The following is a 19,872-nucleotide window of genomic DNA, read 5'->3' on the forward strand; positions in this document are numbered from 1 at the left end:
TCCCGATCGCGATCACCACGGCGGCAAATCCGCGTTCGAGCAGCCCTATACGGGTGCAGAGAATCTTGCCCAGCGAGATCGTCCCATCACAGCCAAACGCTGATCGCAAAACAGGTCGCCAATCCGACCACAATATTCATCGGCAATCCAATTTTCACGAAATCGGAGAAGCGGTAATCCGCAGCAGCATAGACCATGGTGTTGGTCTGATACCCGACCGGTGTGGCGAAGCTGGCGGATGCGGCGAACATGACCGCAACGATTAATGCACGGGGGTCTTGCCCTGTGGCTTGCGCCAGCCCGATTGCTACCGGGGTCATGATGACCGCGACTGCGTTGTTCGTCACTGTCTCGGTCAGCGCCGAAGTCAGAAAATAGAGGATGAGGATCAACCCCAGCGGTGACAGCGTGGCCAGCCATGGCGAGATTGCGCTGACGATCAGATCTATCGTCCCGATCGCCTCCAACGCGCTGCCGATACCAAGCATTGCGAAGATCAGCACCAGCACGCTGCCGTCGATCGATCGCCACGCTTCCTCGGCATCGACGCAGCGCGTGACAAGGACAATACCGACGCCGACCATCGCCAGCAGCGCGACTGGCAGAACGCCTAGCGCCGCTAGCACGACGACGCCGGCCAGCGTCCCGATCGCGATCGGCGCACGGTGCCGGCGGAAGCGGCGGATATGACTTGTATCCTCCGCGATCAGGTTGGTGTTCGCGCGCAGTTCGGTAATGGCGGCATCGTTTGCCGCGACCAGCAGGCTGTCGGCCGCGCGCAACCGGACACTGCCAAGATCAGGGCCGGGCAAGTGCCGCGCCCGCCCGATCCCTAGGACGCGCGCGGGCAGGTTCGACAGTAAGGGAATGTCGCGCAGCTCACGGCCGAGCGCAGGGTGGGTCGGGCTGATCGTCAGGCCGATCAGTTGCACGTCGTCGCTGCGCGCACTGGCGGCAAGGCGGATCGGGCGACCGACATTCTGCAACCCGACCAGATAGCCTTCGCTACGCGCCAGGTCGTCTAGCTCATCGGCGGTCGCACTGACGATCAACCGGTCGGTGGCATTGATCGTCAGCTCGAGCGACGGATTCCGGTCGACGCGTGTCCCCCGGCGGACCGCGATCAAGCGAACTGCATCACGCCGCAGGAAGGGCAGGTCGGTGATGCGAACAGATTTGCCCAGCACTTCGGGTAACAGCGCAATCTCGGTAAGATAGGGCAATTGATGTCGGTCGGCGATGGCATTGTCGGGGCGCGAGGGCAGCAGCTTCGGTCCGAGCAGCAGCATGGTCGCAACCCCCGCTGCCATCGTCACCAGCCCGACGAGCGTGATGTCGAAGATGCCGAACCCCGGTTGCCCGTTCGCGCGTGCAACGCCGTCGACGAGCAGGTTGGTCGATGTTCCGACCAGTGTCAGCGTTCCGCCAAGGATCGAGAGATAGGACAGCGGGATCAGCAGCCGCGTGGCAGGTATCCCCACTGATCGCGCGAGCCGGCGTACCAGCGGGATCAGCACCATCACGACGGGCGTATTGTTAATGAACGCCGGCGCGATCGCGGCGCCCGTCAGCATTTCTGCAACCGTGCGCCGAGGTGCCTTACCCGCTCGCCGGACGATCAGACTGGCCAGCGCCTCGATCGTGCCGGTACGGACCAGCGCCCCCGACAGGATGAAGAAGGCTGCGATGGTGATCAGCGCGGAATTGGCGAAGGCGGCGGTGACGAGCGGCGGGGTGAGCCAGCCCAGCGCGATCATCAGCGCTGCCCCGGCGACAGCGATGGTGACCGGCGGGAAGCGTTCGAGCGCGAACGCGACGAATAAAGCGACGATGACTACCAGCCCCAATATCGGGCGATGCGCGGCTATGAGCGCCAGCAGGTGGGTCACCGGCGCGGCGTCGCATCGGCGGACGTGGCGGGAATGACTTCGAGGATGATGTCGCCCGCCTCCAGTCGCTCGACCTCGGCTTCCCAGAAACCGTACATGGCATCGCCGCGATAGACGCGGTGTCCGAGGCCGGTCGTTATCGCGCGCAACGCAATGCCGACCTCCGCATCGGTGACCGCCCGTTCGCGGAGCGCGACGCGACCATGGGTCGCCGCGAGATCGGCCATATAGTCGGCAAGATGCGCGCCATGCGTCGATCCGGCAAGCAGCAGCCCGGCGAAACTCGCCGGATTGATGACGGTGTCGGCCCCGGCTTGGCGTGCAATCGCTTCGTTATCCTGCGACCGGATCACCACGCTGATCGGTAGCGTGGGTGCAATCCGGCGTGCGGTGAGGACGATCAGAATAGATGTATCATCGCGACCGGCTGCCACGATCATGGCGCTGGCGGTGGCGACGCGGACGGCCTGCAAGGCGGCATCGCGCGTGGCGTTACCCTCCATGACGGCAACGTCGAGCGCCTCCGCACTGCGCAGCGCGGCAGGGTTCTCGTCGATGACGACGATCGTATCGGGATGGGCACCGCGACGGATCAGCTCGCTTGCTGCTTCCGATCCGCTGTTGCCGAAGCCTGCGATGACGACATGGTCGCGAAGCTGCTTCTGGATCACTGACATGCGCCACCGTTCCCAGACACGTTTGAGCAGGAAATCATATGCGGTTCCCAGAAAGATCAGCCATACGAATAGCCGGATCGGCGTGACGACGAAGGTATCGAACAGGCGCGCCTGCTGCGTGACCGGCACGATGTCGCCATAACCGACCGTCGTGACGGTAATCATGGTGAAGTACAGGATGTCGGCGAAGGTGACCGGCGCACCCGACGACTGGCGCAGGCCGTCGCGATCGAACCAGTGAACCGCCAGCGCGATGCCGATCAGCGCGAATGCCAGCAAAGCCCGCCACGACAGGGCCAACCAGACCGGCGTCCGGCTGCGCCGGTACAGGTGATAGTGTGGCGTCGCGTCGCTTCCGTCCATGGCCGACCAGGAATCAGGTATTGGCGGTCGAGGCGGGATTGTCGCGCTTAGGCGCCTCAAACGTTGCCCAGTCGCCCTCCCCGCCCGGACGGGGCGGCGCTCCGGCGATGCTGTCAGGTTCGCTGATCGCACCGACGCGAACGCGATGGAGATGGACCTTGGCGATCATGTTGGCCGAGATCGGCGCGGTGATGAAGAGGAACAGCGAGATCAGTAGTTCGTGCGCGGTCCAGATCCCGAGCCGCGCCTGAAAATACACGACCGAGGCGAGGAGCAGCGCGCCGAGGCCCAGCGTCGTCGCCTTGGTAGGGCCGTGCAGGCGCTCCATCGTCGAGGGCAGGCGGACCAGCCCCCAGCTGCCGATCAGCGCGAAGCCGGCGCCGAGCAGCAGCAGGACAACAATGGAAATGTCGGCGATAACACTCATTCGACGATATCCCCGCGCAGGATGAACTTGCAGTATGCGATGGTGCTGACGAACCCTACCATCGCCAGCAGCAGCGCCGCTTCGAAATAGGTATCGTTGCCGCCGATCATGCCGATCAGCACGATCAGCGCGATGGCGTTGATGACCATAGTGTCGAGTGCGACGATCCGGTCGCCAAGGGCCGGTCCGTGCAGCAATCGCCATCCGTTGAGCAGCAGCGCGAGCGCGATACAGCCTGCAGCGATGTGGAGTGCGATCCCGATCATGCGAATACCCGTTGCAACCGCGCCTCGTAGCGCTTCTTGATCCGCGCGATTTCCGCCGCTTCGTCATCGACGTCGAGCGCGTGCACGAGCAGGAACCGACCATCGGCCGAGACATCCGACGATACCGTGCCCGGCGTCAGGCTGATCGTGCCGGCCAGCATCGTGATCGCCTCCGGCGTGGTCAGGTCGATGGGAATGACCAGCCAGCGGGCGCGAAGGTCGCGGTTACGGCGAAACAGGATCAGCCACGCCACCTGGAAATTGGCGACCAGAATGTCGAACAGCACGATCACCAGATAACCGACAAGGGCGCGACCGAAGCGCATCCGCGGTCGGTCGGGCCAGAAGGGCTGCGTGAACTTCGGCAGGATCAGCGCAAACACGCCGCCCAGCACGATACCGCCGACGGTGATGCTGTTGGCCATCAGCAGCCAAACGATCAGCAGCATTGCTGACAGCGCGGGATGCGGCAACAGGCGGTTCATCCCGCGCGCCCCAGCACGGCGGTGATATAGCGATCGGGGGCCATTACCTGTCGCGCGGTCGCCCGGGTCTGCGCGGTCACCCACCCGGCGGCAACGGTCAGCACCGCCAGCAACATCAGCAGCGTGAGCGGCGCGGTGAAATCTGCGCGCGACCGTGCAGGCGCAGCGATGACATCGGTGCCGGGCGGTGCCGCCTTCCAGAACAGGGTCGATCCGCTACGCGAGAAACCGATCACGCCGATCAGCGTCGAGCCAAGGATGGTGGTCCAGATCGCACCCCACCACGCGACGGCGAAGCTCGCGTCGAGAATCAGCAGCTTGCCGACGAATCCTGCCAGTGGTGGCAGGCCGACCGCAGCGACGGCAGCGACCAGATAGAGCAGGCCCGTCACATCCTGTCCGGCGAAGCGTGGGCTGGGCGCGATTGCGTCGGCATATTGCCCTCGGCGACGTATCGTCGCGTCGGCAACAAGGAACAGCGCGGCACCGGCCAGCGTCGCCTGTACCAGATAATAGAGGGCGGCGGCCAAGGTCGCCTCCCGCCAGGTCGCGACTGCCATCAACAGCGTGCCGGTCGAGGCCAGCACGGCATAGGCCGCCTGCTCACGCATTCCTCGGGCCACTAGTACGCCGACGAAGCCAAGCACCGCGCCCAGCATCGCGGCGGGCAGCAAATAAGGCGCGGGCACCCATGCTGCCGAGCCGGCCTGGCCGCCGAAAATCAGCGGCACGGTGCGGATCATCGCATATACGCCGACCTTGGTCATGATCGCGAACAGCGCGGCTACCACCGGCATCGTCGCGGCATAGGTGCGCGGCATCCACAGGTGGATCGGCACCACCGCCGCCTTTAGCGCGAACACCGCCATCAGGAGCAGTCCGGCGACACGCAGCAACCCCTGATCCTCCGCGGGGAGGTTCGCGACCCGGACGGCCAGATCGGCCATGTTCAGCGTCGATGTCAGGCCATACAGCAGCCCCAGCGCGATCAGGAACAGCGCCGAGCCGGCAATGTTGATCACGACATAGGCAATCCCCGCCTTCAGTCTGAGCGCGCCCTGCCCGTGCAGCATCAGGCCATAGGAGGCGATCAGCAGCACTTCGAAGAACACGAACAGATTGAAGAGGTCACCGGTCAGGAACGCGCCGTTCAACCCCAATAGCTGGAAATGGAACATTGGGTGGAAATGCCAGCCCTTGCGATCCGCACCGGTGACGATCGCATGTAGCAGCACCACCAACGCCAGCACCGCCGCCAGCACCAGCATCGTCGCGGCGAGCCGGTCGACTACCAGCACGATCCCGAACGGTGCGACCCATGCGCCCAGCGCATAGCTACGGATCGCATCGTCCTGCGCGATGCCGAACAGCGCGCACGCGGCGGCCAGCATCGCGACACAGCCGCCGAGCGACAGGATCAGGCTGAACACCCGGCGACGGCGCATCACCAGCATCGTGACCGGCGCAACGATGGCGGGGATGACGACCGGTGCGACCGACAGATGATCGATCAGCGTCATGCCGCATCCTTCCCAACCGGATCGGGATCGCCGTCGACCTGATCCGACCCGCTTTCGAGAAAGCTGCGCAGGCTGAGGATGACGGTCAGCGCGGTCATGCCGAAGGTGATGACGATTGCGGTCAGTACCAGCGCCTGCGGCAGCGGGTCGGCATGTTGCACGACATCCTTCGCATAGAGCGGCGGCCGGTCGACGATCAGTCGCCCGATCGCGAACAGGAACAGATTGACAGCATAGGACAGCAGCGTGAGGCCGAGCACGACCTGAAACGTCCGCCCGCGAAGCGCCAGATAGATGCCGCCCGCGACCAGCACGGCGATGGTGGACGCGACGAGGAACTCAAGGCTCATGCCTGCTCCTCCGCTTCGGCCTTGGCGGCGCGCTGGGCGACCTGGGCGAGCTGGGCCAAAGCCATCAGCACTGCCCCTACCACGACGCAGGCGACGCCCAGGTCAAACGCCATCGCGGTGGCCAGCTCGAACTCACCGATCAGCGGCAGATGGAAATAACCAAAGCTGCTCGACAGGAACGGCGCGCCGAATGGCAGCGACCCAAGGCCGGTGGCAGCCGCGATCAGCACGCCAGCGCCGATCAGCGCATGTTCGCCGAACTTGCGCCGCTCGTCGGTCCAGTCGAACCCGGACGCCAGATATTGCAGCAGGATCGCGATCGAGAACACGAGCGCGGCGATGAACCCGCCCCCTGGCTGATTATGACCGCGCAGGAAGATGTAGCTGCCGACCAGCAGCGCCAGCGGCAGCAGCAGGCGCGTTGCCATCACGAACATCATCGGATGCCGTTCGGGTGAGTGCCGGTCGTTCGATCGCCATTCCCGCAGTCGTCGTCCGGCGACCCCCCGTGCGGCGGGTTCGAGCAGCGCGTAGATGGCAAGCCCGGCGATGCCGAGCACGATGATCTCGCCCAGCGTATCGAACGCACGGAAATCGACCAGCGTCACATTGACGACGTTGGTGCCGCCTCCGCCCGAATAGCTGTTGTCCCAGTGGAAGCGCGATATGCCCTCGCGCTCCGGCCGGGTCATTATCGCCCAGGCCAACCATCCGACGCCCAAACCCCCCGCCACTGCAATGGCCGCGTCGCGCAGTCGGCGGGGCAGAGCCGACAGGCGCGGCGGATTGCCCGGCAACAAGTGCAGCGCCAGCAGCATCAGCAGGATCGTGACGACCTCCACCGAAATCTGGGTCAACGCAAGGTCGGGCGCGGACAGGTGGATGAAGGCCAGCGCCATGACGAGGCCGATGACGCTGATGAAGATCAACGCCAGATAGCGTCGGCGATCGACCGTGACGACGGCGATGGTGGCGGCAACCAGCGCGAACCAGGCAACCACGGCGACGGGGGATGCCGGGGTCGTCGGGCGCGTACCAGCGTAAATACCGTTCCGCAGTGCCGCCTCGATCCCGAACGCCAGCGCAACCGCAAACAGCATCAGGAGATACCGTTGCAGCGACGCGACATGGATCACGCCCAACAGACGGCGCAGCGCTGCGACGGTCTGTGCCATCGTGGCATCGAACAAGCGCTTGGCATCGGGTGACGGCAGCCGGGTCACCAGCGCCGCGACCGATCGGTAGCGGCTCAGCAGCACGACTGCGACCGCGACAGCGCCAAGGCTCATGAGCAGCGCCGGATTGATGCCGTGCCACAACGCCAGATGCAGTTCGGGGGTCGTGCCACCGGTCACTGCGGCGGCAACCGCCGCGACCAGCGGCCCCGCCAGCGTCATGGGCAGCAACCCCAAGGCCAGCGCCAATAGGCCGAGCAGCGCAGGCGGGCCGAGCAGCAGCGTGCCCGGATCATGGGGAGCCACCACGTCCCCTGTGCGGCGAGCGCCGAAATGTAGGGCGACGGCGTAGCGTATCGAATAGGCTGCCGACAGCAAGGCCGCGATGGTGGCGAGCACGGGCACGAGCAGTGCCTGTCCGCCCAACAACGTGTGCGTGGCCTCCTCCAGCATCATTTCCTTGGAAATGAACCCGCCGAGCGGGGGCAGACCCGCCATTGCGGCCGCCGCCAGTACGCCGAGCGTTGCAGTCAGCGGCATGATGGCAGCAAGCCCACCTAGCCGGCGGATATCGCGCGTACCGGTTTCATGGTCGACGATCCCGGCGTGCATGAACAGAGCCGCCTTGAACGCGGCGTGGTTCAGGACGTGGAACACCGCCGCGCTCACCGCCGCGACGGTGCCGAAGCCCAGTAGCATCACCATCAGCCCGAGCTGGCTGATCGTCGAATAGGCAAGGATCGCCTTCAGGTCATGGCGGAACAGCGCGACGCCCGCCCCGAACAGCATCGTCGCCAGCCCAACGGTCGTCACGATACCGAACCACAGATCGGTTCCGGCCAGCACCGGCCACAGCCGCGCGAGCAGGAACACGCCTGCCTTCACCATCGTCGCCGAATGAAGATAGGCGCTGACCGGCGTCGGTGCGGCCATCGCGTGCGGGAGCCAGAAGTGAAACGGGAACTGCGCCGATTTCGTGAACGAGCCGGCGAGGATCAGGAGCAGGATCGCAGGGTATAGGGGCGAGGCCTGGACCAGATCACCGCGCGACAGGATGGCTGCCAGGTCATAGCTGCCGGCAACCTTGCCCAGCAGCACCATCCCCGCGATCAGGGCAAGGCCCCCGCCACCGGTGATGGTCAGCGCCATGCGTGCGCCCTGCCGCGCTTCCGCCTTGTCGCGCCAGAAGCCGATCAACAGGAACGAGGCAAGGCTGGTCATCTCCCAGAATACCAGCATCAGCAGTACGTTGCGCGATAGGGCGATGCCGACCATCGCTCCTTGGAACAGCATCAGGAACGACAGGAAGCGCGCAGTCGGCTCGGTCGGTTTCAGGTATCCCTGCGCATAGATAACGACCAGCAGTCCGATGCCCAGGATCAGGCCGGCGAACAGCAAAGCCAGCGGGTCAAGCCACAACGCGAAGTCGAGGCCCAGCGCCGGAATCCACGCGATCGTCGTCATCAGCGGACGCCCTGACAGCGCAACTCCTGCCTGCGAGAGCAAGATCACCAGCCCGGCCACGCTGGCCGTCGCAGCAATCAGCATATGGGTGCGGCGAGATGCGCAACGTGCCGCCATCAGAGCGACAACAGCAAGGAAGGGCAAACAGAGGAGGGTCAGCAAGGTCATGGCTGCATCGCCTCGGGCAGCACAGATCGGATTGGGATCATGCCGGCGGCACCAACAGTGAGAGTGAGGCAAAAAGGGGGCTGATCGGGCAAGCCGATACTCCAGGCATAAGGGTTCGTCGTTGGCGGCCCGACCAACGTAAAGAACCTGCCTGCTCCAAATGTAGCGGACACCCAGATGCATTCATTGCATTGCCTCGGACCGATTACAACCGGGATACTATGAAATCCGGCTTTGCGTCATCTACCGTCCGGGCGGTGGCGGGTCGTCGAAAAGCAATTCGAGATTGTCGGCTTCAAATCCGCCCTTGGGGCGCTCGACGAGGGTGAAGCGCCAGCGCTGTCCGCGTCGTTGCTCGGTAAAGCCGGCGCGCTCGGCCGCTCGGACGTGGACGAAGACTTTGGGCTGTTTGTCGTCACGCGAGATGAAGCCCCAGGCTCCGCCACGGTCGAGATATTTGATCGTTCCGGTCGGCATGATGCCTTCCTTCCGAGCTTAGCCCTCCTTGGCGCAGGCGAGGCACATCGCCGTCGCGGCCGTATGATCGAGGCGCCTGGCCTCAATTTCTTCGCCACAGCGCGCACACCAGCCATAGTCGCCGCTGTCGATCCGCATCAGCGCAGCATCGATGCGGCTTCGTTCGGCCTGGCGATGCCGCTGCGCCGCCAGAGCCATCGCCTGTACCTGCATGGCGTCGATCCGCGACAGGCGGCCGACGCTTTCCTGATCGAGCGCGACCGGGGCGCGTGTTTCCTCGGCCGCTGCATCGTCAGCGACGAGCTGATCGCGAAGCGCCAGCAGTTGCCGACGCGGCGCATCGAGGATCGCTGCGTCCCCGGCCATGTCAGCGCACCAGCAATACTGGCGCGCGGACGGTGCGGATCATCGTCGTCGTCGTACTGCCGACGATCAGGGTGCGAAGCGGCGAGTGTCCATAGGCACCCATCACCAGCATCGCGCCGGGATGCGCCGCCATATGGTCGCCGATCACCGCTTCGACCTTGCCGTCACGCAGGACGGGTTCGGAACAGGCGGGCAGCGTGGCTGCCGCTGCGTCGAGCTGATCGCGATGCTTGCTATCATCCGGCCCCGCCATGACGAGGTGGACCGGCAAACCGCCGAACAACGGCGAGGTAGCGACGTGACGGACAGCACGGCAGGCGGCCGGGCTGTTGTCGAACGCGATCACCACCGCGCCAGGTGCCTTGGCTTCGCGCGAGGCGATCAGCACCGACTTGTCGCTGGCGCGCACGACCCGTTCGACCTTGGAGCCGATATGGTCGGTCGCGAACTCGCCTGACGCGCCGCGCTTGCCGATGGTGACCAATTCAGCATCGGCTTCACGCTCGACGATCGTCTCCACGATTCCGCCATGCAGATGCATGGACGCGACCGTGATGCCCTGCTCCTTCAGGCGGGCACCGCCTGCGTCCAGCAGGATGCGTCCTTCCTCGATAGCAAGACGCCCCGCCGCTTCCTCAATGCGGGTCAGCTCTTCCAGCAGCTCGCTTTTGACGCCTAGGCCGATCGCGCCGCTATGGTCGTTGCGCGATGCTACGGCATCCTTGCGCTGGACGACGTGTAGCAGCTCGACATCGGCACCGAGCCGGGTAGCGGCCCAGGCCGCCAGATCGACGACGCTGGTGGCGTAAGTGGATGCGTCGATGCAGGCCAATATGCGGTTCATAAGCCCTCTCCTTTAGTGGGCGCCGAGCGCTGCTTCGGCGCCTGGCTTGTCATGGACGGCGAAGCGATCGACCATCGTCGCGCTCGCCTGATTGAGGCCGATGACCTCGACATGGGTGCCTTCGCGGCGGAACTTGAGGATCGCCTTGTCGAGGCTCCCCACCGCCGAAATATCCCAGAAGTGCGCGGCGGTCAGGTCGATGACCACATTGTCCAGCACCTCCTTGAAGTCGAAGGCGTCTGCGAACCGTTCGGACGAGGCGAAGAACACCTGACCCGAGACACGATAGGTCCGCGTCCTGCCGTCCGCGCTCAGCTCGGTTGCCACGTCGAACAGGCGCTTGACCTTGCTGGCGAAGAACAGCCCAGACAGGATCACGCCTGCGACCACGCCCTGCGCCAGATCGTGCGTCGAGACGACGACCAGTACCGTCACCAACATGACGACGGACGACTGCCACGGATGGCTCTTGAGGTTCCTGATCGATCCCCATGAGAAAGTGCCGATCGACACCATGATCATCACCGCGACCAGCGCCGGCATCGGGATGCGGGCGACCAGCGGCCCCAGTACGACGATCAGGAACAGCAGGAACGCGCCCGACACGAAGGTCGAGAGGCGGGTCGAGCCGCCCGACTTCACGTTGATGACGGACTGTCCGATCATCGCGCAGCCACCCATCCCGCCGAAGAAGCCGGTCAGGAAATTGGCGATGCCCTGCCCCTTCATCTCGCGCCGCTTGTTCGAGGGCGTGTCGGTCAGATCATCGACGATCTGCGCGGTCATCATCGATTCCAGCAGGCCCACCGCCGCCATCGTCAGCGAGTAGGGGAAGATGATGCGCAGCGTCTCGAGCGTGAACGGCACCTGTGGAATGCCGAATGCCGGCAGCGACGAGGGCAGCTTGCCCATGTCGCCCACCGTGTTGACCTTGATGCCGGCATAGATCGAGACGATCGTGAGGATCACGATCGCAACCAGCGGCGACGGGATCGCCTTGGTCAGGCGCGGAAACAGATAGATGATCGCCAAACCCGCCGCGACCATCGCGTAGGTTTCCCATCCGACGTTTGTGAGCTGGGGAAGCTGCGCGATGAAGATGAGGATCGCGAGCGCATTGACGAAGCCGGTGATGACCGAGCGCGACACATATTGCATCAGCAGGTCGAGTTTCAGGAAACCGGCGACGCCCTGGATCAGCCCCATGAGGATGGTGGCGGCAAACAGGTACTGGACGCCGTGATCGCGGATCAGCGGCAGAACGAGAACGGCGATCGCCGCGGTTGCGGCCGAGATCATGCCGGGGCGACCGCCCACGAGCGAGATGATGACGGCGATGGAGAAGGAGGCAAACAGCCCGACGCTGGGATCGACGCCGGCAATGATCGAGAAGCCGATAGCCTCCGGGATCAGCGCGAGCGCGACAACGATACCCGCCAGCACGTCCGCGCGCGGGTTCGAGAGCCATTCGCGTCGAAGCGAAGTAGCAAATGTCATGTGGAAACCTGATCGCAATAGCGAGGGGCGCACGCCGTCAGACGCGGTCAATCAACGATGCTCGGAAGCGAGGCCCAAATTCGCTAAGGTTATCCCGGGGATAGGCGCCGGGCCGAGCCACCCGAATCAATCCGGGTCCGTCGAAGACCTCTAGATAAGCACTAATCGCACCATATCGCAACTGCGAACATCAGCAGCCTGCGTTCCCAAAACACCATCCCATGCGAGACGGGATCGCTATGCGTTGGGGTGTCATTCCGCCCCCAACCGGACCCGGCCACCAGCGGCGCCTTTTTCAACAGCCCCGACCGGTTATGACACCAGCAGCGTTACGGACTAGAACGGCGAAACAGTAAACGTGTCGGCGTGATCAGTCGGGGATCAGTGCCCAACCACGCAGTTGCAAAGTCGCCATAGTCGTCAGCGCAGACACGTCAGTTTCGACACTCTTTCCTACCGTAGCGGGGTCGATCCCGTTTCCGATAAGAGCTTGGCTGCATACCCGAACGGATACACCCGCCTTTTTCAACGCCTCAATTAAGGCAAGGTTGGGGTTCGCAGCTACTCCCGTCTTTGTCGCATAGGCGCGATCTTCGGTAACGATGGGCGTCGCCGGACCGTGGACGATCACGACGACATCGCCTTGTTCTGGACGAACGCCATCGTTGCCCAGCAGGTTCAAAAAGCGGGCGACCTTCTCCAGCGATGGATTGATTTTATCCGGCGTTGCCGCGGCCTTGGTCACATTGAACAGCACGCGATAGCGCAACTTGCGATCGGGCCGTTCCGCAGCACCTTCGACGGGTGTGATCGCGCCATATCCCGGTATCACCGCCTGCCTAGGCACGCCGGCTGAAGCACTGACGCTGCTCATGAGTGACAAGCATCCTGCAAGAGCAATGATTGGCATACGCATCCGCTTTTTCCTTCTTCAGCCGAAATGATCAGCCAACTCTCGCAAAAACGGCCGCACCGATGTTTTGCGGTCGAACCACGGACGGCGTCTCGCGCGGTCGCACTGGGCGGGGGGCCGGGGCCGTTTGGGGAGCCGACAGATCGTCGGCTCCGAACATCGCCTCCAGGGTTCGCACACACAGTGCGGCTGCATCGTCGGCAAGACGGTAGTGAACCTGCTTCGCCTCACGCCTGGTCTTCACCAGATCGGCGCGCCGCAGCTCGGCAAGCTGCTGACTGAGCGCTGGTTGGGTCACGCCCGTGGCCGCCTCGATGTCCGCCACCTGCCGTTCGCCACCCAGCAGATAGGACAGGATCATAAGGCGCTGCGGCTGCGCGAACACGCGCAGCTTCTCGACTGCAACGTCGGCAAGCGCGCGGGACTGGTAGATCGCCATCACCGGTCAGCCTTCGTCTGGTGAAACCAGTCGGCGCCTGCGTTCCCCGGCAAAGCGGGAGGCAGGAGCACGTCGTCGCCCGGCTGCCAGTCAGCGGGCGTATAGGCCTCGCCATCGGCCGAACGCTGCAACGCCCTGACCGTGCGAAGCATCTCGTCGACCGAGCGCCCGACATTCATCGGATACCAGCTGAGTGCGCGGATAATGCCTTTGGGATCGATGAAGTAGGTTGCACGTACCGTTGAGGCATCGCCAGCCTGCTCGTCGAGCATGCCGTAGGCATACCCAACCGCCATCGACGGATCCTCGATCACCGGAAACGGCACCTCGACATCAAAAACGTCGTGGATCGCGCGAAGCCAGGCGACATGAGAGTAGAGGCTGTCGACCGACAGCCCCAACAATACGCAATCCAGCTCCTCGAATTGAGGGGCCGCTTTAGCCAAGGCCACAAACTCGCTCGTGCAAACCGGCGTGAAGTCAGCAGGGTGCGAGAAAAACACAATCCAGCGCCCACGATACTGATCGAGCGCAATCTCGCCCTGAGTGGTGCGGGCGGTGAAGTTCGGGGCTGCATCCCCGATGCGCAGCGAGCGCGGCATGTTCGCTTCCATCATTTCCATTCCTCCCAAATGGCACGAACACCCCGTTGACGCAATACGCTTACACAGATACATAAACCATGAGTTTGTTTAAATGGAGATGGTCATGGACCCGGTTTTGAGCGAAGCCAACGCCCAGATCAGACGCGCAAAAGCGGCCGGATCGCCGGTCGTTCAGTCCTTCTTTGATGAGCCTACCAACACAGCGACCTACGTCGTTTGGGACGTGGCGACGAAAAAGGCTGCGATCGTCGACAGCGTCCTCGATTTTGACGCCGCGGCTGGCCGGACCAAAACCGCGTCGGCGGACGCAGTGATCGCTTACGTGCGGGATCAGGGACTGACGGTCGATTGGCTGCTGGAAACCCATGCTCATGCCGATCACCTGTCTGCGGCACCTTATCTTCAGCAGGCGCTTGGCGGGCAGCTCGCGATCGGTCGTGAGATCATCCGGGTTCAGAACGTGTTCGGCAAAATCTTCAACGCCGGCACCGATTTTGAGCGCAACGGTTCCGAGTTCGACCGGCTGTTCGAGGACGGCGACCGCTTTGCCATCGGCAACATCGACGCCATTGCGCTGCACGTGCCCGGCCATACGCCGGCGGACATGGCCTATGCGATTGGGGACGCGGTCTTCACCGGCGATACGCTCTTCATGCCCGATTACGGCACCGCGCGGGCAGACTTCCCTGGTGGCGACGCACGCCAGCTATTCCGCTCGATCCGCCGGCTCATGCAGCTGCCGGACGAGACGCGCCTGTTCCTCTGCCACGACTACAAGGCGGTGGGTCGCGACCAATATGTCTGGGAGACGACTGTAGGCGCACAGCGTGTCGGCAACGTGCATGTCCACGAAGGGGTCAGCGAAGACGACTTCGTCGCGATGCGGACCAGTCGCGACGCCACCTTGTCGATGCCGAAGCTCATCCTGCCCTCGATCCAGGTGAACATGCGCGGTGGTCATCTGCCGGAGCCGGAAGCCAACGGCACCCGCTACCTCAAAATTCCGCTGGATGCGCTGTGATGCCAGGCTTTCCCCATGCCATGCCGCTCGAAGGCTTCATCGGCGGGCTGATGATCGGTGTCGCCGCGGCGATCATGCTGCTGGGCAACGGGCGCATCGCCGGTGTCAGCGGCATGTTCGCAAGAGTTTTGGGTCTTACCGATGGAGGTCCACCATGGGCCCTCGCGCTGCTCTTTACCGCGGGTCTGCCCTTGGGCGCGGGTATTGCTGCGACCAGTTTGGGCGTGAAAGCCAGCTTTCCGGCATCGCTTTCGCTGATTGCCGTCGCCGGTCTGGTCGTCGGTATCGGAACGCGGCTTGGGTCCGGGTGCACCAGTGGTCACGGCGTATGCGGCCTGTCCCGCCTGTCGCCCCGGTCCATCGCCGCGACCGTCACGTTCATGGCGACCGGCGTCGTCACGGTCACGATCATGCGTCTGTCCGGGGTGATACTGTGATGCGCCAGAACCTCATTTCACTCGCTAGCGGGACGCTGTTCGGCGCCGGCCTTGCCATCTCCGGAATGATCGATCCGGCGCGGGTGCGCGCGTTCCTCGATGTCACCGGCGCGTGGGACCCGACCTTGGCGTTCGTCATGGCAGGCGCGATCCTGCCGATGGCGATAGCCTGGTTCGTCGTGCGGCGTCGCTCGACCCCGATCGCGGCCGAACAATTCCACACGCCCGCCACCTCGCCGATCGACCGGCGCCTCATCGGCGGTGCGGCCTTGTTCGGCATAGGCTGGGGCATCGTCGGATTGTGCCCAGGTCCCGCCATTGCCGCACTGGCGATCCAGCCTCTGCCGGCACTGGTCTTCATCGCTGCAATGGCCCTCGGCGTTGCCGTCCACCGCTTTGCATTCACTTCCCGCCGTTCGGCCTGATCAGACAGGAGACATCACATGGCTTTCAAGCAGATCACCTCGTCCTTCTCTGCCGCCCCCCAGCTGACGCAAGACGACCTCGCCGCTGCCGCGAAGGCAGGATATCGCTCGATCATCTCAAGCCGCCCGGACGGCGAGGAGGCGGGCCAGCCAAGCGCGGAAGAAATGGCCCGAATGGCAGGCGACCACGGTCTCGCGTTTGCCCATGTCCCTATCGTACCGGGCAAGGCGACTGACGCCGATGCGGATCGCATGAAGGAGGCGCTAGCCACGCTGTCACAGCCGACGCTCGGCTTCTGCCGTAGCGGGACGCGCGCGGCGACCTTGTGGGCGTTGGCCGAGGCCGATCGCGCCGACCCGGCGACGATCGTCGACCAAGCAAAGGCAGCCGGGTACGACCTTGCCGATCTCACGCCTGCGCTGAAGCGCCGTTCCGAAAGGGCTGATCAATGACCTACGACATCGTCATCATCGGGGGCGGTGCCGCCGGCATCGCGACCGCTTCCAGCATTCTGAAGCGCAACGCCAAAGTGACGATCGCGGTCGTCGATCCGGCGACCGACCATTATTACCAGCCCGGCTGGACGATGGTGGGGGCCGGCGTCTTCACTCCCGAACAGACGCGCAAGGCCGAATCCGACATAATGCCAAAGGGCGTTAAGTGGGTACGGTTGCCCGCCGTTGCCATCGACCCCGACCGTAACACGGTCGAGCTCGAAGACGGTGACACATTGACCTATCGCGTTCTGGTCGTCGCGCCCGGGCTGCGCCTGGCGTGGGAGAAGATCGAAGGGCTGCCTGAGGCTCTCGGCCGCAACGGCGTCACCTCCAACTATCGCTACGATCTGGCACCCTACACCTACCAGCTCGTCAAGGAATTGCGGCAGGGGCGGGCGCTGTTCTCGCAGCCACCCATGCCGATCAAGTGCGCCGGCGCACCGCAGAAAGCGATGTATCTCTCCTGCGACATCTGGCGGGATAGCGGCGTTCTCCCAGCTATCGACGTCGAGTTCCATAATGCCGGCGCAGCCCTGTTCGGGGTCCCGACCTACGTCCCGGCGCTGATGGAATATGTCGAGAAGTACGGTATCGATCTCAGGCTTGAGTCCAACCTGGTCGCGGTCGACGCCGATCGCCGCGTCGCCACGTTCGAGCGCAAGCAGGACGGCGTCTCCGAGCGGATCGAACGTGAGTTCGATATGCTCCATGTCGTGCCACCTCAGGTGTCACATGCGGTCGTCGCAAATAGCCCGCTTGCGGCTGCGAGCGGCTTCGTCGAGGTCGACGAGACTACGCTGCGGCACAAGCGATTTGAAAACATCTTTGGCCTTGGCGATGCCGCTGGCACCAGCAACGCCAAGACCGCCGCTGCTGCTCGCGTCCAGGCGCCCGTGGTCGCAGTCAACGCGCTGGCCGCGCTCGACGGCAGACCCCCCGTTGCCGATTATAATGGTTACGGCTCATGCCCGCTCACGGTCGAACGCGGTAAGATCGTCCTCGCCGAGTTCGGCTATGGCGGAAAGCTGCTGCCCAGCTTCCCATCCTGGCTGCTGGACGGAACGCGTCCGACGCGCACCGCGTGGTTCCTGAAAGAGCGGATGCTGCCCCCGATCTACTGGCAGGGCATGCTGAAAGGCCGTGAGTGGATGGCCGCTCCACACGAGATCGGCAAGGCGGCATGATCCTCGAACCAATCCAGTATCTGCTTGGCGCCTTGTCCGGCAGCCTGGTCGGATTCACCCTCGGGCTCGTCGGTGGCGGTGGCTCGATCCTCGCCGTGCCGCTCATGGTGTATCTGGTGCGCGTTCCCGACGCGCACCTCGCCATCGGTACGAGCGCGTTTGCCGTGGCGGCCAATGCCGCGACCGGTCTGATCGGTCATGCCAAGGCTCATACCGTAAAATGGCGGTGCGGCGGCATGTATGCGACTGCCGGCGTCATCGGTGCGCTACTCGGATCCACCGCGGGCAAGGCCGTCGATGGCGGCAAGCTCCTCTTTCTATTCGCGCTCGTCATGATCGTCGTCGGCGTTGTGATGCTGCGCGGGCGGGGTGACGCTGGTAATCCCGGTGCAGAATGCAACCGGGAGAAGGCGCCCAAGGTGCTGGGTTATGGCCTCGGCACCGGACTGTTTTCAGGCTTCTTTGGCATCGGTGGTGGCTTCCTGATCGTTCCCGGACTGATTGGATCGACGGGCATGCCGATCCTCAACGCCGTCGGCACGTCGCTGATCGCCGTCACCGCGTTCGGGCTAACGACCGCTGCCAACTACGCGTTCTCCGGGCTTGTGGATTGGCCGCTCGCCTTCGCCTTCATCGGCGGTGGAGTTATCGGCGGGTTGATCGGTACGCGGATCGCTAAGCGTCTGGGCACGGGCAGTACGCTCACCACGGTTTTCGCAATGCTGATCTTCGTGGTCGCAGCCTATATGCTCTGGAAGAGCGCAGGCGCGTTTCTGTGATGGGCAGCGCAATTGCCATCGGGCCGCTGATGATGGCGGTCGATCGCGGATTGGCGGTTCTGTGCGTCGCCGTGTTCCTCGGTTTGACGGCGCTGGCGGGACGGTTCCGCTTCCCGCGAGTGTCGATGGTCGCGACCAGTGCTATTGTCGTCGGGCTGGTGACGGCCCGGATCGGCTATGTCGCGACGCATTGGGCGAGCTACGCCGATGCTCCACTTTCCATCCTAGCTATATGGCAGGGAGGCTTCTCGGCCGTCGCCGGCCTCGCCGGCGCTGCGGTAACGCTGGCGTTCCGGCTCGGCCGAACGCGCGCTCTGGCGATAGGCTGGGCAGCGCTTGCCGTAGCTGGCGGCCTCTGGTTCACGCTTCAGGCGCTGATCCCGCCCGTGACCTACGGCCCCTTTCCCTATCATCTCGCCCTAACGACGCCATCCGGCGCTCCGCTCCCGCTTGATCGTTTCCGGGGTCGTCCCTTCGTGGTCAATCTGTGGGCGACATGGTGCGGCCCATGCCGGCGCGAGCTGCCGATGCTCGATGCTGCTGCGTCGCGCCGTGGAGAGGTTCCGATTCTGCTCGCCGATCAGGGTGAGGCGCCGGCGACCGTTACCCAGTTCCTTACCCGCGAAGGCATCGGTGCCGGCAACGTCGCGCTTGATCCCGACCGTAGGCTTTCCCGAGCCTTCGAAGTCGCCGGCTATCCCGCAACCGCCTTCGTCGCCGCGAATGGCACGATCGTGCAGCTTCAGCTCGGAGAGTTGTCGCGCGCCGCGCTCGCCGATGGAATTGATAAGGCAAGGAAACACCGATGAACCGCCGCAACCTTCTCTTTCGCGGCGCTCTAGCCGCGCTTGCTTTCGCCGTGCCGATGACACCTGCGGTCGGGCAGCAGCAGCCTGATTTGTCGCGCAAGGCAGTCGTCGACGATCCCGTAGCCCCCAAGCGGGCCGGCACCGCCTATGACGTCACCGTTGTCGAGTTCTTCGACTACAACTGCCCCTATTGCCGTCGCATGGAGCCGGTGCTGAACGCGCTGCTTCGCTCCGACCCGAAGGTCCGGATCGTGTATCGGGATTGGCCAATATTCGGACCCGCCTCCCGTGAGGCGTCCCGGGCGGCCGTCGCGAGCCAGTGGCAGGGCAGGCATGCCGCCTTCCATGGAGCGCTGCTTGCCTCGCCGGCGCGGCTCGACAGCGCCGGTATCAGGGCAGCTGCTGTGAAAGCCAAGGTGGATTGGCCGCGTCTGCAACGTGACCTGAAGACGCGTGGCGCGGAAATCGATGCGCTGCTCGCACGCACCAATGCGATTGCCGAAGCGATCGGGTTCAATGGGACGCCGGCGCTGATCGTCGGCTCGCAGGTCGTGGCCGGCGCGGTCGATCTGCCGGCGCTCCGCCGCCTCGTCGCCACGGCGCGCAGCAAGCCCGGAGGGCGTTGAGCGTGCCGGGGCCACTCAGTCGGAGGCAGGCGGTCGGGCTCGGCGCTGTAGTCGTGGGGGGCTGGGCGGTCGGACAGGTGCTGCGGCGCACCGCCCCGATTGGGCGTGACGGCTCTGTTGCAAACTCTGACACGGTTTCCAAGATTGGGCTCATGTACTGTCAAGGTC

At 64.3% G+C, this 19,872-nt stretch carries 23 protein-coding genes and 1 other annotated feature; of the genes, 8 read left to right on the forward strand and 15 right to left on the reverse strand.

What is annotated here, in order from left to right:
* Positions 1-86: 86 nt before the first annotated feature.
* From ACI6S0_RS24375 to ACI6S0_RS24445, 15 genes are all read right to left on the reverse strand, one after another.
* Complete coding sequence (locus ACI6S0_RS24375) at positions 87-1,889, reverse strand: SLC13 family permease (RefSeq protein WP_122129163.1); 1,803 nt, start codon at positions 1,887-1,889, stop codon at positions 87-89.
* Positions 1,886-2,929 carry a potassium channel family protein gene (locus ACI6S0_RS24380; RefSeq protein ID WP_122129162.1) on the reverse strand — a complete coding sequence of 348 codons (1,044 nt, stop codon included), beginning with the start codon at positions 2,927-2,929 and terminating at the stop codon, positions 1,886-1,888. The genes ACI6S0_RS24375 and ACI6S0_RS24380 overlap by 4 nt, the downstream gene beginning before the upstream one ends.
* 13 nt (positions 2,930-2,942) lie before the next feature.
* Positions 2,943-3,356, reverse strand: coding sequence for a Na+/H+ antiporter subunit G (locus ACI6S0_RS24385; RefSeq protein WP_122129161.1), 414 nt, complete (start codon positions 3,354-3,356; stop codon positions 2,943-2,945).
* Positions 3,353-3,622 carry a K+/H+ antiporter subunit F gene (locus tag ACI6S0_RS24390; RefSeq protein WP_122129160.1) on the reverse strand — a complete coding sequence of 90 codons (270 nt, stop codon included), beginning with the start codon at positions 3,620-3,622 and terminating at the stop codon, positions 3,353-3,355. The genes ACI6S0_RS24385 and ACI6S0_RS24390 overlap by 4 nt, the downstream gene beginning before the upstream one ends.
* Positions 3,619-4,107, reverse strand: a complete 489-nt coding sequence (locus ACI6S0_RS24395; RefSeq protein ID WP_122129159.1) for a Na+/H+ antiporter subunit E — start codon at positions 4,105-4,107, stop codon at positions 3,619-3,621. Before ACI6S0_RS24395 ends, ACI6S0_RS24390 begins: the two co-directional genes overlap by 4 nt.
* Positions 4,104-5,627 carry a monovalent cation/H+ antiporter subunit D gene (locus ACI6S0_RS24400; RefSeq protein ID WP_122129158.1) on the reverse strand — a complete coding sequence of 508 codons (1,524 nt, stop codon included), beginning with the start codon at positions 5,625-5,627 and terminating at the stop codon, positions 4,104-4,106. The genes ACI6S0_RS24395 and ACI6S0_RS24400 overlap by 4 nt, the downstream gene beginning before the upstream one ends.
* On the reverse strand, positions 5,624-5,977 hold the full coding sequence (locus tag ACI6S0_RS24405; protein ID WP_122129157.1) for a Na+/H+ antiporter subunit C: 354 nt from the start codon (positions 5,975-5,977) through the stop codon (positions 5,624-5,626). The genes ACI6S0_RS24400 and ACI6S0_RS24405 overlap by 4 nt, the downstream gene beginning before the upstream one ends.
* Complete coding sequence (locus ACI6S0_RS24410; RefSeq protein ID WP_122129156.1) at positions 5,974-8,784, reverse strand: monovalent cation/H+ antiporter subunit A; 2,811 nt, start codon at positions 8,782-8,784, stop codon at positions 5,974-5,976. The genes ACI6S0_RS24405 and ACI6S0_RS24410 overlap by 4 nt, the downstream gene beginning before the upstream one ends.
* A 243-nt stretch (positions 8,785-9,027) precedes the next feature.
* Positions 9,028-9,261, reverse strand: a complete 234-nt coding sequence (locus ACI6S0_RS24415) for a cold-shock protein (protein WP_122129155.1) — start codon at positions 9,259-9,261, stop codon at positions 9,028-9,030.
* 18 nt (positions 9,262-9,279) lie between these two features.
* The gene (locus tag ACI6S0_RS24420) at positions 9,280-9,627 is read right to left on the reverse strand and encodes a TraR/DksA family transcriptional regulator (RefSeq protein WP_234831430.1); all 348 of its coding nucleotides are present in this window, start codon (positions 9,625-9,627) and stop codon (positions 9,280-9,282) included.
* A 1-nt stretch (position 9,628) separates the two neighbouring features.
* Positions 9,629-10,471 (reverse strand): universal stress protein, encoded by an 843-nt coding sequence (locus tag ACI6S0_RS24425; RefSeq protein WP_122129154.1) that lies wholly within the window; start codon positions 10,469-10,471, stop codon positions 9,629-9,631.
* Between the two features lie 12 nt (positions 10,472-10,483).
* Entirely contained in the window at positions 10,484-11,968 is a 1,485-nt protein-coding gene (locus ACI6S0_RS24430) for a SulP family inorganic anion transporter (protein WP_122129153.1), read from the reverse strand.
* An 87-nt stretch (positions 11,969-12,055) separates the two neighbouring features.
* Positions 12,056-12,110, reverse strand: a sequence feature (sul1 is cis-regulatory element that is thought to sense ions involved in sulfur or methionine metabolism; They are found in Alphaproteobacteria).
* 228 nt (positions 12,111-12,338) lie between these two features.
* Complete coding sequence (locus ACI6S0_RS24435) at positions 12,339-12,842, reverse strand: DsrE family protein (RefSeq protein WP_008830444.1); 504 nt, start codon at positions 12,840-12,842, stop codon at positions 12,339-12,341.
* 70 nt (positions 12,843-12,912) lie between these two features.
* Positions 12,913-13,323 carry an ArsR/SmtB family transcription factor gene (locus tag ACI6S0_RS24440; protein WP_086013073.1) on the reverse strand — a complete coding sequence of 137 codons (411 nt, stop codon included), beginning with the start codon at positions 13,321-13,323 and terminating at the stop codon, positions 12,913-12,915.
* The gene (locus ACI6S0_RS24445; protein ID WP_037519507.1) at positions 13,320-13,943 is read right to left on the reverse strand and encodes a peroxiredoxin; all 624 of its coding nucleotides are present in this window, start codon (positions 13,941-13,943) and stop codon (positions 13,320-13,322) included. The genes ACI6S0_RS24440 and ACI6S0_RS24445 overlap by 4 nt, the downstream gene beginning before the upstream one ends.
* A 73-nt stretch (positions 13,944-14,016) precedes the next feature.
* On the opposite strand from ACI6S0_RS24445, the gene ACI6S0_RS24450 reads away from it, so the two are divergent.
* The 8 genes from ACI6S0_RS24450 to ACI6S0_RS24485 are packed head-to-tail and all read left to right on the forward strand — an operon-like array spanning position 14,017 to position 19,704.
* Complete coding sequence (locus ACI6S0_RS24450; RefSeq protein WP_008830447.1) at positions 14,017-14,946, forward strand: MBL fold metallo-hydrolase; 930 nt, start codon at positions 14,017-14,019, stop codon at positions 14,944-14,946.
* Complete coding sequence (locus ACI6S0_RS24455) at positions 14,946-15,383, forward strand: YeeE/YedE family protein (RefSeq protein WP_185707954.1); 438 nt, start codon at positions 14,946-14,948, stop codon at positions 15,381-15,383. The genes ACI6S0_RS24450 and ACI6S0_RS24455 overlap by 1 nt, the downstream gene beginning before the upstream one ends.
* On the forward strand, positions 15,383-15,808 hold the full coding sequence (locus tag ACI6S0_RS24460) for a DUF6691 family protein (protein WP_008830449.1): 426 nt from the start codon (positions 15,383-15,385) through the stop codon (positions 15,806-15,808). The genes ACI6S0_RS24455 and ACI6S0_RS24460 overlap by 1 nt, the downstream gene beginning before the upstream one ends.
* Positions 15,809-15,826: 18 nt before the next feature.
* The gene (locus tag ACI6S0_RS24465) at positions 15,827-16,261 is read left to right on the forward strand and encodes a TIGR01244 family sulfur transferase (protein WP_122129150.1); all 435 of its coding nucleotides are present in this window, start codon (positions 15,827-15,829) and stop codon (positions 16,259-16,261) included.
* Positions 16,258-17,490, forward strand: coding sequence for an NAD(P)/FAD-dependent oxidoreductase (locus ACI6S0_RS24470; RefSeq protein WP_008830451.1), 1,233 nt, complete (start codon positions 16,258-16,260; stop codon positions 17,488-17,490). The genes ACI6S0_RS24465 and ACI6S0_RS24470 overlap by 4 nt, the downstream gene beginning before the upstream one ends.
* Positions 17,487-18,269, forward strand: coding sequence for a sulfite exporter TauE/SafE family protein (locus tag ACI6S0_RS24475; RefSeq protein WP_008830452.1), 783 nt, complete (start codon positions 17,487-17,489; stop codon positions 18,267-18,269). Before ACI6S0_RS24470 ends, ACI6S0_RS24475 begins: the two co-directional genes overlap by 4 nt.
* Positions 18,269-19,078 (forward strand): TlpA disulfide reductase family protein, encoded by an 810-nt coding sequence (locus ACI6S0_RS24480; RefSeq protein WP_008830453.1) that lies wholly within the window; start codon positions 18,269-18,271, stop codon positions 19,076-19,078. The genes ACI6S0_RS24475 and ACI6S0_RS24480 overlap by 1 nt, the downstream gene beginning before the upstream one ends.
* A complete protein-coding gene (locus ACI6S0_RS24485; RefSeq protein ID WP_008830454.1) occupies positions 19,075-19,704 on the forward strand; it encodes a DsbA family protein in 630 nt (209 codons plus the stop codon). The genes ACI6S0_RS24480 and ACI6S0_RS24485 overlap by 4 nt, the downstream gene beginning before the upstream one ends.
* The last annotated feature ends 168 nt before the right edge of the window (positions 19,705-19,872 follow it).

This window comes from Sphingobium sp. DN12 (genome assembly GCF_051058005.1).
Classification (GTDB): Bacteria; Pseudomonadota; Alphaproteobacteria; order Sphingomonadales; family Sphingomonadaceae; genus Sphingobium; species Sphingobium yanoikuyae.